The sequence below is a fragment of the Microbacterium sp. NPDC055665 genome, assembly GCF_053618035.1.
The window spans coordinates 320530-334287 of the sequence record NZ_JBSHGY010000001.1; the positions used below are offsets into that span (position 1 = coordinate 320530).

The following is a 13758-nucleotide window of genomic DNA, read 5'->3' on the forward strand; positions in this document are numbered from 1 at the left end:
TCCTGGCATCCGGACGAGACGCGGACCGCCCCACCTTCACACCTCAGGCACCGCGCAGGCGATGGCGGATCTCCGCGTAGAGCCGCGTCGAAGCCGCCGCGAGGATCTCAGCCGTCGCGTGATCGCCCCGCAGAGCCGCGATCGACGAGAGGACGGCGTCGCTGCGTGCCACCTCCGCCCGATCGCCGGTCGCCTCAGCGATGCTCCGCGCCTCCGCGGCGTGCCGCTCCGCGTCGTCCAGCAGGTGGTGGGCGGCCGTCGAGTCGCTCGCCGCAGCGCGCGCCAGGATCTCAGCCAGCGAGTTCGCCGCCTCGGTCGCGATCAACGGCGAGCCGGCGCGTTCGGCCTCGCGCAGCGTCCGTTCGGCGATGGATCGCGCGCTCACGAAGTCGCCGGCGCGGCCGTCCATCCGTGCTTCCAGCAGGTCGAGGTCCGCCGAGGTCGCGAACTCCCCCGCCGTCTGCAGCGCCTGTCTCGCTGTCGCGCACAGCTCGCGGGCACGCTCGTCGTCGCCCGTCGCCTCGGCCACCAGGGCCAGTGTCCTCCGCACGAACGGCAGCGAGTCGACGCTCGACTCGTCGAGCAGCTCCTGCAGCTCGTCGGCCGCGTCATCGAGCTGCCCCGTGGCCAGGAGGAGCAGCGGCAGGTTGCCGCGGACGACCGCGACGTTGAGGTCATCGCCCTCCTCCTGAGCCATCCTCAAGGCCACCGCGTAACGGTCGCGTGCCTCCGGGTAGCGGGCGAGTATGCGCAGCGTGTCGGCATGGTTGCCGGTCGCCCGCCCCTCCACGATCCGATCCCCCGCGGCCCGCGCATGACCGATAGCGACCTCGTACGAGCGCAGCGCCTCGTCGAGATGGCTCATCCACCGCTGGACGTTGCCGATCTGATTCCAGGTGCGTGCGAGTGACGCCCCGGTCGCGATGCGTCGCACCCGATGCAGAGTGATCAGCGCCTCATCCAGACGCCCCAGCTTCTCGGCGCAGTGCGCGACGCCCAGTGCGATCTCCGGCACGAGGTCGAGCCCCTCCCCGCGCGCTGCGAGGTCATGCAGACGCAGCGACTCGTTCCACAACGACCACCGCGAGAGCCCGGGGTGCGCCTCGATGGCGAGCTGTTCCACCGCGGAATCGGCGGCATGCTCTCGCGCTGCCGCCGCGACTGCCAGCACGGTCACGACCTCCCGCGCCGCATAGTCCGGATCCGAGCGGATCTTCGCCACCGCCGCAGCCGCCGCCTTCCGCACGAACGCCTGGCGCTCCGAGGACGGACGAAGCGAGCGCGATCTCTCCGCGGCGAATGCCAAGACGGTGGCATGGATGTACAGATGCCCGTCGCGGAGCTCCACGAGATGGCGGGCATGCAGGCGACGCAGATCCGCCTCGGCCGACGGACCGCCGGCCGCGAGCAGCACCTCGGCGTCGATGTCTCTGTCCAACAGCGCGGCGTCTGCGAGCAGATCAGCCTCGCTCTGCGACAACGAGCGGGTGGCGGCTTCGAGCACAGGACGGATCCGCGCATCACGCGGCTCGTGCTCGAAGCGCGACGCGAGATCCTGGAACGACCACCCCTCGTGCTCCCGGACGATCCCCGCGAGCATCACGAGGTCGAGCGGGAGACCACCCCCGACGGCCACGATGCGTCGGAGCGCGCCTGCACGGACGTCGACGTCCGAGCCGGCGAGCGGCTCCGTCCCCTCTACCGGGATGAGATGCGAGAGGAGCCGTTGCGCGTCGGCATCCGTCATCGGCGGAACGACGACACGAGCGACGGTCAGGGTCAGTGGGCGCAGGCGCTGCTCGAGCTCGGCGAGGTCGACCCGGGAGGTGACGAGGAACCGCACCCCCGGGACGATCAGGGCCGCAAGGCGCCGTGCGTCACCCGCATCCTCGACGATCACGGTCGTGCCGCGAGCGACGAGCTGGAGAGTCTCGCGCAGCCGGGGCAACTCGTAGGGCAGCGAACGGACGCCGAGCGCACCCAGCATGCGTCTCATGATGTCGATGGGGTCGGCGTGCGGACGATCGGGTTCGGATTCGCGCAGCTGCACCGTGAGCACGGATTCCGTGCCGACCAGCGCGGAGGCGAAGGTGCTCTTCCCCGAGCCGGGCAGCCCGGTGAGAACGAGCACGTCCGCCGCGGGCACGGAGGCGAGCAGCGCTTCCCGACCGATCTCCGCACCGGGAGAGTTCCGCGCAGCGTGCGCGACCTCGATGTGCACTCCCGACCGCTCGCCGTTGAGCACGCGCGCCGTCTCGCGCCAGAGCTCGGAATCGGTCTCCTCGCCGCCGAGGGCTCGGACGATGTCTCCGACGAGCCGATCGTCGACCCGTCTCCTGCCAGGACGGAAACAGTCGTAGACCGTGACCTTCGCCGGTTCCGCTCCCCCGCGCAGCCGTCCGATACGCCGGGCGATCTCCGCGTACGAGGGGGATCCGGCATCCGTACGCATCCGCCCCAGCCCGGCGCAGAGCTCATCGAGGGTGCGCGGGGCGGGCATGAGTCGAGCCTATGGCAGGCTGCGGCGGCGTCTGCGCGGAGCTTCGTTCGGACTCGTTCGGGGTCCGACGGCGCCTCAACGCCGGCGCCTAGGCTCGCTCGACGGAGAGGCCGCCCGACCTCCCGGACAAGGAGAGACTCCCTCATGACGACACGCGCAGAGATCGCCGCGAAGCTCGACGACTTCGCGTTCCAGAAGGTGAACTTCGGCGGGTTCCTGATGAACAAGCGCGCGAAGAACTCGCACGCGCTCTGGACCCGAACCTCCGACAAGGGGGTCACGGAGTTGACCATCCTCACCACGCGGGACTTCGGCGAGGGCAACGTGTACGACGTCGCCGCGTTCACCCTCGACGGAACGGTACCCGCCGACGTCGTCGCCGAGCTCCGGCAGGAGGCGGAGAGTCTCACCGACCGGATCAATCTCCGCGAGCACGGGTATGTGTACACGTGCCTCGAGCCGTGGGACGGCGGGGGCACCATCTGGATCTCGAAGAAGCCGGAGTTCCGCGCATTGAGCCGCATCGATCAGGGCATCTACGTCGTCCCGATCCAGCGTCTCAACGGGCTGAACGAACCCCGCTGGCTCGCCTGGGCACGCGAGAAGGGCCAACTGAACATCGCCATCGTCTACAAGCCCTGACGGTGCTCGCGCACTCGGACCCGATGCCCGCCCCGCACGCAGGAACCCGCGTGCGGGGCGGCGTCCGACTGATCACCGCGTCGGCGGCCTACCTGGCGATCGCCGGCAGCGTCGCCTTCTATCTGCTGCCGGTCGGGTTCGGGCTCGACGGCGCCGCCCTGCTGCTCGCTCAGCTGGGGACGATCATCGCGGGCGCCGCACTCGTCGCCACCTCGGCCTTCACGATCGTGCAGCATCGGCGGCGACGCGCCAACCTCGAAGCCATCGCGCACACGCTCGGGTGGACATACCGCGCAGACGTCGGCGACCGAATCTGGGGCGGATCCATCGATGAGCAGATAGACCGCGGGAGCAGGACCGCCCAGGATCATCTCGATGCTCTCCACACCGATCTCCCGTTCGACAGCGTCGAGCGCATCTTCGTCGTCGGCGATCGAGAGGGAGCGACGACACACACCGCGCGAGCGGTGCGCATCCCCCTCCCCGCGGAAGCGCCGAGGATCACGCTCCGTTCGCGACGGGGAGGCGGAGCGCTCAGCGTGCTTCCGCGGCGTCCGACCGGCCGCTCGCAGCTGCGGCTGGAGGGCGACTTCAGCGACGTGTTCGAGGTGTCCGTCCCGCACGGCTATGAGACCGACGCGCTTTATGTGCTCACCCCCGACCTGATGGCGATCCTCCTCGATGAGAGCGCCGACCTCGATCTGGAGATCGTCGACCGCACGCTGCACCTGTACCTTCCCGCGGTCGATCTCACGGATGAGATCGAGCTCCGCAGGTTCCTCACCGTGATCGCCGCGCTGCACGATCGGTTCGGACGGCGGACGCTGCTGTACCGCGATGAGGCCGCTGAACCTCTCGATCCGCAGTCCTACCGCCGCGAAGGCGACACCCTCACCGAGCGCGCCCGGACCGTGGACACCCGCGTGCGGTGGTGGCCGGTGATCGCCGCGGTGGTCACGCCACTCATCCCGATGCTCATCGCGGTCGTCTGGCTGCAGCTCGCCGGGTGACCTTCTTCGAGATTTCCGGTCCACCCAGGAGCCGTCGGATGGCCGTCTCCGGCGTCACCGAGAGGTCCAGCGTGCGTCCGCGTGCGTACTGGCGGAAGACCCGTGGATCGATATAGCTGCCGCGCGCGACGGCGGTCGTGTTCCCGAGCGCGGTCGCAGCTGCCTGCACGGCGAGCCGCTCAGCCTGGTCCCGATCCTTGCGCCGGTCGAGCTCGCCGATCCGCGCCAGTGCATCGGCCGCGATGACGGTTCCGTGCAGGGTCCGGAAGTCCTTGGCGGTGAAAGACGCCCCCGTCACCTCGCGAAGATACGAGTTGACCTCGGCCGGAGTGATGCGCACGCGGCGGCGACCGCGTCGATAGGCCAGTAGGAAAGCCGCCGACTTCCCCGCCGCGAAATCGGTCAGCGCATCGGCGAGGGATTCGTCGGTGATCTCGATCGAGGCGGTTCGGCCGCTCTTCGCGGGGAAGGACAACGCCACGTCGCTGCCGGACACGCGCACGTCGCGCCGGCGGAGCGTCGTGAGCCCACGGCTGCCGTGCCGCACGAGGTATCGCTCGGAGCCGATGCGGAGCGCCGCGTCGTCGAGCAGGCGGAAGGCGATCGCCAGAGCGCGCTCCTTGGTCTGTCCCTCCTCCTTGAGCGCCCTCGTAACCTGAGCTCTGGCGCTGGGAAGCGCGGCGGCGAGGTCGAGCGCCCGCACGAACTTGCGACGGTCACGACTCACGCGCCACAGCGGGTGATACAGGTACTGCTTGCGCCCCGCGCCGTCGATCCCCACCGCCTGGATGTGCGCGAGCGGGTCCGCCGCGATCCACACGTCGTGCCACGCGGGCGGGATGACCAGATCGCTGATGCGTTCGCGGTCCGCCTCGGGTGCGGTCTCGCCTGCGGGGTCGACATAGCGGAAGCCCGACCCCGAGCGAACCCGCCGGAACCCCGGATCCTCATCCGGTGCGACTCGAACCAGTCTGGCCATCCGTGTTCCTCCCCTGATCTCGTCTCCGTCGAGGATGCAGGTCCCGGCAAGACAGCGGTAGGGAGTGGCGTCGCACGCCCCGCCGTGCTATCCGATATCGGGGCTGAACGCGGCGATCGGCATCGTCAGGAGCGAACTGACGATGAATCTTCGGCCGCGGCGTCGGTGACGGATACACCGTTCGCCGCAGGAGTGACGGATCGCTCGAGCACGAGCGCCAGCACTCCGATCGCGAGGCTCCCCGCGATCATCACGCCGATGAACCACTCGTCCAGGCCGCCGCCGAGCATCACACCGGCGACGAGCGGACCCGAGATGGCACCCGCTTGGAAGGCAGCGGAGTTGATGGCGTTGTACCGGCCCCGCGTGCGGTCCGAGGCGAGATCGTTGTAGATGGCGGGGATCGTGGGCTGCATCATCGTCTCGACGAACGCGAAGATGCCCATGAAGGCGATCACACCGATCGCCGCCGCGAGTGAGCCGGGGAGAAACCCCGTGGCGCCCAGCACCACCCAAGACAGCGCCCAGACGAGCGCCATGAACTGCATGACCCTGGTGCGTCTCTTGCCGGAGATGAGTGCGAGAACGGCGAACTGCAACAGCACGATCACCGCGGTGTTCACGGCGAAGGCCAGCCCCACGACCTGGGTCGAGACTTCCGAGACCTGTCGGGCGAACGCGGGCAGCCCGGCCTCCATCTGCCCGTAGCCGATGAAGATCGCGAGGAACGTGAGAAGCGTGAGCCACAGGACAGCAGGTCGGCGCAGGATCTCGCGATAGCCGCCGACCGGGGGCGCGCCGACCTCGGCCTCATGCTGTGTCCGCACGCGCCGCAGCGGTCCTAGCAGCAGCGCGAGGGGGATCAAGCTGGTCGCGGCATCGACCAGGAAGATCGTCGTGAACGTCGAAGGGTCGGTGACGTCGACGAAGAAGCCGCCGATGATCCCGCCCACGCCGATACCCAGATTGACGAGCGCGAAGTTGACTCCGAAGTATTGTTGGCGCACCTCTCCGTCGACCACGGAGGCGATGAGGGCATTGAATCCGGGCCATGAGACCCCGAAATTCACTCCGATGAGCATCACCGCGACGGCGGCGACGACCGGATGGGTCGCATACGCCAGCAGCGTGCAGCCGGCGATCATCGACAGGAGGCCCACGACCAAGACGCGACGTGCACCGAACCGGTCGATGAGTGTTCCACCGGGGCCCGTCACGATGAGGCCGGTGATCGCGATGAGACTCATCAGCGCACCCGAGACTCCGAGATCGAAGCCGCGTACCTCGTGGAAGTAGATGATGGTGAACGGCAGCGTCATCCCGCGTCCGAGCGTCTGGATCGCCGCGGTCGACAGCAGCCACCGCCCCTCGGTGGGCAAGGCGCTCCAGAAGCTCTTCATTCCGATCACCTCGACATTCTTCCGGATGCCGGGGACATCGCCGACCAGGGCGTCAACGTCCTCCGCCGAAACGGCTGCTCGCCACGGCATCGACGGAGCCCTCGGCGCCCAGTTCCTGCGCCCGCATGATCGAAGAACCGCTGCAGCTGCTCATGTGACGCCGCCCCGCGCCAAGAGAACCGTCCTCCGGAAACGACGAAACCCCCGCCTGAGCGGGGGTTTTCGTCTTGCTGGGGTACCTGGACTCGAACCAAGAATAACGGAACCAGAAACCGTCGTGTTGCCAATTACACCATACCCCAAGGGCGAAACCGGAGCCTCGCACCGAGAATCAAGCCTACCCGAGCGGCGGCCGAACACCAAAACCACCGGCGTCTGCTGCCGCTCGGGCGCGTCGCGCTCAGCTTCCGAGGAACGCCGACAGAGAGCGCAGACGACGCAGCGACTCCTCCTTGCCGAGCAGCTCCATCGATTCGAACAGCGGCGGCGAGATCCGACGGCCGGTGATGGCGACGCGGGGCGGACCGTACGCGACGCGCGGCTTGAGCTCGAGCTGCTCGACGAGCGCGGTCGCCAACGCCTCCTGGATCTTCTCGGGCGTGAACTCCTCCACCGGCTCGAGAGCGGTGACACACGCATCGAGAACCTCGGCGGCATTCGCCGGCAGACCCTTGAGGGCGTCTTCGGCGTAGGACACCTCGTCCTCGAACAGGAAGCCGACCATGCCGGGGACCTCGCCCAGCAGTTGCACGCGCTCCTGCACGAGCGGTGCCACACGGAAGGCCATCACCAGCTGCTCGTGCGTGGGCTCGTCGAAGAGGCCGGCTGCGGCGAGGTACGGGATCGTGCGCTCGGCGAAGTCCTTCTCCCCGAGCATCCGGATGTGGTCGCCGTTGATCGACTCGGCCTTCTTCTGGTCGAAGCGGGCCGGGTTCGGGTTCACGTTCACGATGTCGAATGCCGCCGTGAACTCGTCCAGCGAGAAGACGTCGCGGTCGGGGCCGATCGACCAGCCGAGCAGCGCGAGGTAGTTGAGCAGCCCCTCCGGAATGAAACCGCGGTCGCGGTGCAGGAACAGGTCGGCCTGCGGGTCGCGCTTGGAGAGCTTCTTGTTTCCGGTCTCACCGAGCACGAGCGGCATGTGGGCGAAGCGCGGCACGAACGTCGTGACACCGGCCTCGATCAGCGCCGCATACAGCGAGAGCTGGCGTGCGGTGGAGGGCATGAGATCCTCGCCGCGCAGCACGTGGGTGATGCCCATGAGCGCGTCGTCGACGGGGTTCACGAACGTGTACAGCGGCACGCCGTTCGGTCGCACGACCACGAAGTCGGGGAACGAACCGGCGGGGAAGGTGACCTCGCCGCGGATGAGGTCGACGTAGGTGAGGTCCTCGTCCGGCACGCGCAGTCGCAGCGCGGGCTGACGCCCCTCGGCGCGGAACGCCGCCTTCTGCTCGTCGGTGAGGTCGCGATCGAAGTTGTCGTAACCGAGCTGCTTGGCACGGCCGGCGGCCTCGTTGCGGGCGTCGATCTCCTCCGCGGTGGAGTAGCTCTCGTACAGCGCTCCGGTGGCGATGAGCTTGTCGATCACGCCGCGGTAGATGTCGTGGCGCTCGGACTGCCGGTAGGGAGCATGCGGCCCTCCCACCTCGACACCCTCATCCCAGTCGATCTTGAGCCAGGTGAGCGCGTCGACGAGCTGACGGAAGCTCTCCTCGCTGTCGCGGGCGGCATCGGTGTCCTCGATGCGGAACACCATCTTCCCGCCGTTGTGGCGTGCGTACGCCCAGTTGTAGAGCGCCGTGCGGACCATGCCGACGTGCGGCAGTCCGGTCGGCGATGGGCAGAAGCGGACGCGGACGTCGGCACCACTGACAGTCGTGGTGAGGGGGTGAGGGGTAGCCATAGCCCTTCGATTCTACGGGGGCGGGGTCGTCTCCGCTGGCGGGTGGTGGGCGCTCAGCCGGCCGTCGCCACGGCTATCGCTGCCCGGTGCTCGAGGGGCAGAACACCACCCGTGCGCCGCTCCTCGATGACGAGGTCGAACGCCGCGCGGAATCGTCGACGATCCCCCGCATTCAGTCCGGTGTATAGAGCGCCCGCACCGGCCACTCCGCCTTCGACCGAGAGCCAGAGCGCATCGGGCTCCGCGTTCCAGGTCCAAACATGCTCGGCGACGGTGACGCGCTCCAGGCCCGCCTCCCGCAGCATCCGCGCGAATCCGTCTGCCGTCCGCTCGAAGTCCTCAGCGCCGGAGAGCTTCGCGCCGGCGAACGGCTCCACCCCGGCGCGTTCCGTGATCTCGGCCCAGAACCACGACGGCGAGAGCGTCCACGTCGTCGCGACCACGGCGCCACGGCTCACGCGCCGCAGCCCGGCTGCCGATCTCCGCGGAGATGCGACGTGATTCAGGACGAAGTTCGCGACGACCACGTCGAACGCGCCGTCCTCGAACGGCAGATCCGGGAGTGCCCCGCTGACCGTGTCGACCTGCGGATGGCGGCGCCGCGACACTGCACGCATCGATGCCTCGGGCTCGCACGACCGGACGATCCAGCCCGCATCTGCCCAGGCAGCAGCGAGCCTGCCGTCGCCCGCACCGACATCGAGCAGGCTGCGGCCGGCGGGCGCGCCGAGTGCGCGTTGCATCGTCGAGAAGGTCCCCGCGCAGAGGTCCGCGTACGAGGCGGAGAAGGCCTCGCCGACTCCGACCCAGTCCTTCATCGGGTGCCGGAGCGGGCCAGCGGAGAAAGCGCGACGATCGCGATGACCAGAATGGACGCCGCCACGCCGAGCCCCGCATATTGGAAGTTCGCCAGCACGACCCCTGCCAGCACTGATCCTGCTGCCGCGGACAGGCTCATCAGCGAGTCACTGCGCCCCTGCCGACGGGTGCGCAGCTCGGGCGCCGAAGCCTCGGTGAGCAGTGCGGCGCCGGCGACCGTCGCCGCACTCCATCCCAGCCCCAGCAGGATGAGCGCGACTATGACGCCCCATGCCTCCGTGCCGGTGAACACCGCGAAAGCCAGTGCGCCGGCGAGCAGCGCCTGCCCCAGCAGCACCACGCGCAGCCGCCCCCAGCGGTCGGCCAGCACGCCGAACACCGGCGACAGGGCATACATGCCTCCGACATGCAGGGCGATCGTGATCCCCACGAGCGCGGACACATCCGCCGGGGTGGCCGCCATGCCGTGCGCACCGTGCGCCATGTGCGACAGGTGCACCGGCGTCATCGCCATCACGGATGCCATCACCACGTGGGATCCGGCGACCGCGAAGATCGCGTAGCGGGCCACGCGAGGACGGTCGAGCACCACCGCTCCGGTCGTCGCCGCGGCCACCTTGGCGAGGCGCTGCGCTGCCAGCAGCGGATCCGGTCGGAGCGCGACGATGTACAGCACCAGAGCCGCGCACTGCGCGACGAACGAGAGAGATAGGAGCCGGTCTGCGGCGGCATGCCCACCGCCTGCCCCACGATCTCTCCGGGTCCGAGGAGCAGAGGCCCGGCGACGCCGCCGATGGTCGTCGACCAGACGACGATCGAGAGATCACGGCCCCGATGCTGCGGGGCTGCCAGGTCGGTCGCCGCGAACCGGGACTGCAGGTTGCCAGCATTTCCGGCGCCGATCATCAGAATGCCGGCGAGCAGCAGGGGGAAGACGCGCAGGGAAGCGGCGAGGATGACGACGGCGATGCCGACCAGCGCGAAGAGATTGCCGAGGGTGAGCGCGCGCCGACGTCCGACGCGCGCGGCGAGCCGTGCGAGCGGGATCGCGCACGCCGCCGCCCCCAGCGTGACCGACGCCGTCGCCAGGCCGGAGAGGGCATCGTTACCCGAGATGTCCGCGGCCAGGAGCGCGCCGAGTGAGACCGTGGCCCCGAAGGCGATGCCGCCGAGAACCTGCCCGAACGACAGCACCAGCACGGTGCGTCGCTGGACCGCCGTCTGCTGCGCCGCCGTCAGGGCGACATCACTCATGGCGCGGGGACGGCGTCGCGTGCGGTGTTGCGCAGGATGCCCAGCCCGGAGATCTCGACCTCGACCACATCGCCCGCCTCGAACGTGCCGACTCCGGCCGGGGTGCCGGTCATGATGACGTCACCGGGCAGCAGCGTGAAGACGGCGGAGGCGTACTCGATGATCGCCGGCACCGAGTGGATCATGTCGGTGAGCGGCGCGTGCTGTCGCACCTCGCCGTTCACCCGCGTCTCGATCGTGGCGTTCGCCGGGTCGAAGTCGGTCTCGATCACGGGGCCGAGGGGACAGAACGTGTCGAAGCCCTTCGCGCGGGACCACTGTCCGTCCTTGCGCTGCAGGTCACGAGCAGTCACATCGTTTCCGATCGTGTAGCCCAGCACGTAGTCGAGCGCGTTCTCGGCTTTCACGTTCTTCGCGATCTTCCCGATCACGACGACGAGCTCGCCCTCGTACTCGGTACGCTCCGAAAGGGTCGGGCGCACGATCGCGTCGCCGGGACCGATCACGGAGGTGTTGGGCTTCAGGAAGAGCAGCGGCTCCTCGGGAGCGACTCCCCCCATCTCCGCCGCGTGATCGTGATAGTTCTTTCCGACGCAGACCACCTTCGACCGCGGGATCACCGGGGCGAGCAGAGCAGCATCCGCGAGCGGTACGCGGGCGCCGGTGGTCTCGTACCCGGTGAACATCGGGTCTCCGGCGAGCACCACGAGCTCGCGCTCGTCGATGATCCCGTACATGATGGCTTCGTCGTGGCTGAACCGGGCGATCTTCATGGCATCCAGCCTAGCGAGCGCTCCCGCTTCCCCTCGCGGTCCCGCTCCCCCTCGCGCTCCCCGCCCCCTCCCGCTTCTTCTGTCGAGACCCCGTGTTGACGCCGAGGCCCCGTGTTTCAGACGACGGTAGGTCGGGGCTTCGACGCGAACCCGGGGTGTCGGCGCGCACTCACCCCGGCGGACGGATGCCGAACGCGGCAAGCCGCGCGCCGAGAGCCTCCGCCGTCCGGATGTGCGCCCCGCCCCAGCGAACGACCCGCCACCCGGTGACCCCGCGGATGTCGTCCTCACGACGCTTCTCCGCGAGGACGGCGTCCACGGGCGTGGGCGCGAGCCGCAGGTCCGACTCGAGGTATTTGCCCTCACCGTCGAACTCGCCGAATGCCCGGGAGCGGCGGAATCCGAAGTCTGCGAAATAATCCGCTCCCGCTGCGCCCACGATCGGCACCTGAAGCTCGATGTCTCGGAACCCGAGCCGGTGGAGTTGAAGTCTGCTCACGCTCTCGCCCGGCAATTGTGCTCGACCGTCCGCGAAGTCCCCCACCCATCTGGCGCGCCGAACACCACGCAACCCCGCGGCGCACCTCCCTCGGAAATCATCTCGCCAGGCGGCGTCGGCCTCGAGGTCGATGTCATGCCCCCGTATCGAGACGAGCCGAAGAGCAGCATCCGCCGCGGCGACCGCGGCCTCAGGTCGAAGCACTCGGGCGACGTCGAAGACCGTGCGCGCAAGCGACGTGCAGAACATTCCGTGGTGCCGCACGATGTCCCCGGTGTCGAGCGATATGGCGTGACGCGCGACCCCCGACTCGGTGCGGCTGTGGCGACGACCCCGGATGACTGTGTGGACGACGTCACTGACCGGTCCCACCAATGGCAGACCCCACAGTGCCGCGGCGGAGGCGTGCGAGAACACCGGACCGTCACCTGGGCTCGCCCGCCGGACGGCGACAAGGTGAACCAGCTGCCGTCCCTCCGGCCACAGGTCCTCCCAGGCGGCACTCTCGATGTAATGCCCTCGGTGGACACGGCGCAGGGCACCGCGATCGACCGCGTCCCGCAGCGTCCTCTCCGAGAATCCTCGAAGCAGTAGATCCTCCCGGGACTGCAGCAGGCACTCGGCGCGATCGAGGTCGATTTTTCGTGGCATCCACCATTCTGGCCGCACGGAATGCGGGACAACCCGCGGTCCACAGGCTCGTCGACGCAGATCACCGATGTGCAGGAAGACTGGCGGCCGCCGAGGCCCCGAGTAAACGCCGAGACCCCGCCTTCCTGGAGTTGAGAAGGCGGGGTCTCGACGGAAAGGCGGGGTCTCGGCGGAGGAGCTCAGGCGTCGAGGCGCAGGAGCCAGCCGTGCTTGTCTTCCCGGCGGCCGTACTGGATGTCGGTCAGCTCTTCGCGCAGCGAGAGCGCGAGCTCGCCCAGCGGCTGCGGCTCGTCGAACCCGTCGCCGACGAGTGCGCCGATCGGGGTGACGACCGCGGCCGTCCCGCACGCGAACACCTCGACGATGTCGCCGGAGGCCACACCCTCGCGCCACTCGTCGATCGAGATCGGCCGCTTCTCGACCGTGTAGCCGCGGTCCTCTGCGAGCTGCAGCAGCGAGTCGCGGGTGATGCCCTCGAGGATGCTGTCGGACTCGGGGGTGACCACGCGTCCGTCCTTGAAGACGAAGACGACGTTCATGCCGCCGAGCTCCTCGACGTCGCGCTTCTCGTTCAGGAACACGACCTGGTCGCAGCCCTTCGCGCTGGCCTCGCTCTGCGCGAGGAGGCTCGACGCGTAGTTACCGCCGGTCTTCGCCTTGCCCGTGCCGCCCTTGCCTGCGCGCGCGTACTCCTCGGAAAGCCAGATGCGCACCGGCTTCACACCACCGGTGAAGTAGGCGCCCGCGGGGCTGGCGATGACGTAGTAGGCGACCTTCTGCGCGGCACGGACTCCGAGGAAGGCCTCCTTGGCGAACATGAACGGCCGCAGGTAGAGGCTCTGGTCGGCGCCGGACGGCACCCAGCGGCCGTCGACGGCGATCAGCTCACGCAGCGACTGGATGAAGTACTCGGTCGGGAGTTCCGGCAGCGCGAGTCGGCGGGCGCTGGCCTGCAGGCGCGCCGCGTTGCGGTCGGGGCGGAACGTGTGGATCGAGCCGTCGGCGTGGCGGTAGGCCTTGATGCCCTCGAAGATCTCCTGCGCGTAGTGCAGGACGGATGCCGCGGGGTCGAGCGGGATCGGACCGTACGGCTGCACGCGCGGACGGTGCCACCCGCCCTTGGCGGACCAGCAGATGTCGACCATGTGATCGGTGAAGACCACGCCGAAGCCCGGATTCTCCAGCGCCTCGGCGAGACGGTCGGGTGACACAGCGTTCAGGTTCTTCATGACGAGGAACTCCAGTGGAGCCACGGTCGCCTCGGCATCGATGGTCGTCATCTCATCATCCATTCCTCGTGGGTGGGCGCATCTTCGCGCCCGTTC

Annotated in this window: 10 protein-coding genes, 1 tRNA gene and 1 pseudogene; 2 read left to right on the forward strand and 10 right to left on the reverse strand. The window is 68.9% G+C overall.

Annotated features, from left to right (window positions below; all coding sequences use genetic code 11):
• Positions 1-43: 43 nt before the first annotated feature.
• Complete coding sequence (locus tag ACWGO6_RS01580; protein ID WP_452325667.1) at positions 44-2500, reverse strand: tetratricopeptide repeat protein; 2457 nt, start codon at positions 2498-2500, stop codon at positions 44-46.
• A 144-nt stretch (positions 2501-2644) separates the two neighbouring features.
• Here ACWGO6_RS01580 and ACWGO6_RS01585 point away from each other — a divergent pair, with 144 nt between their 5' ends.
• Positions 2645-3142 carry a hypothetical protein gene (locus tag ACWGO6_RS01585; RefSeq protein WP_136043767.1) on the forward strand — a complete coding sequence of 166 codons (498 nt, stop codon included), beginning with the start codon at positions 2645-2647 and terminating at the stop codon, positions 3140-3142.
• Between the two features lie 23 nt (positions 3143-3165).
• Entirely contained in the window at positions 3166-4152 is a 987-nt protein-coding gene (locus tag ACWGO6_RS01590; RefSeq protein ID WP_452325668.1) for a hypothetical protein, read from the forward strand.
• Here the strand turns inward: ACWGO6_RS01590 and ACWGO6_RS01595 are convergent.
• The 9 genes and pseudogenes from ACWGO6_RS01595 to ACWGO6_RS01635 form a co-directional block, all read right to left on the reverse strand.
• The gene (locus ACWGO6_RS01595; RefSeq protein WP_136043765.1) at positions 4118-5131 is read right to left on the reverse strand and encodes a DNA topoisomerase IB; all 1014 of its coding nucleotides are present in this window, start codon (positions 5129-5131) and stop codon (positions 4118-4120) included. The two genes, ACWGO6_RS01590 and ACWGO6_RS01595, sit on opposite strands and share 35 nt — an antisense overlap.
• A 125-nt stretch (positions 5132-5256) precedes the next feature.
• The gene (locus ACWGO6_RS01600) at positions 5257-6621 is read right to left on the reverse strand and encodes an MFS transporter (protein WP_136043764.1); all 1365 of its coding nucleotides are present in this window, start codon (positions 6619-6621) and stop codon (positions 5257-5259) included.
• A gap of 140 nt (positions 6622-6761) precedes the next feature.
• Positions 6762-6833 (reverse strand) — tRNA-Gln (locus tag ACWGO6_RS01605).
• 98 nt (positions 6834-6931) lie between these two features.
• Positions 6932-8437, reverse strand: a complete 1506-nt coding sequence (gltX, locus tag ACWGO6_RS01610) for a glutamate--tRNA ligase (protein WP_452325669.1) — start codon at positions 8435-8437, stop codon at positions 6932-6934.
• Between the two features lie 53 nt (positions 8438-8490).
• Positions 8491-9180 (reverse strand): class I SAM-dependent methyltransferase, encoded by a 690-nt coding sequence (locus ACWGO6_RS01615; RefSeq protein ID WP_240745184.1) that lies wholly within the window; start codon positions 9178-9180, stop codon positions 8491-8493.
• Between the two features lie 71 nt (positions 9181-9251).
• Positions 9252-10510: pseudogene (locus ACWGO6_RS01620) on the reverse strand (MFS transporter).
• Positions 10507-11283 (reverse strand): fumarylacetoacetate hydrolase family protein, encoded by a 777-nt coding sequence (locus tag ACWGO6_RS01625; RefSeq protein WP_452325670.1) that lies wholly within the window; start codon positions 11281-11283, stop codon positions 10507-10509. The pseudogene ACWGO6_RS01620 and the gene ACWGO6_RS01625 overlap by 4 nt, the downstream one beginning before the upstream one ends.
• Positions 11284-11452: 169 nt before the next feature.
• Positions 11453-11782, reverse strand: a complete 330-nt coding sequence (locus ACWGO6_RS01630) for a hypothetical protein (protein WP_452325671.1) — start codon at positions 11780-11782, stop codon at positions 11453-11455.
• 830 nt (positions 11783-12612) lie between these two features.
• Complete coding sequence (locus tag ACWGO6_RS01635) at positions 12613-13713, reverse strand: branched-chain amino acid aminotransferase (RefSeq protein WP_136043758.1); 1101 nt, start codon at positions 13711-13713, stop codon at positions 12613-12615.
• Positions 13714-13758 lie beyond the last annotated feature (45 nt).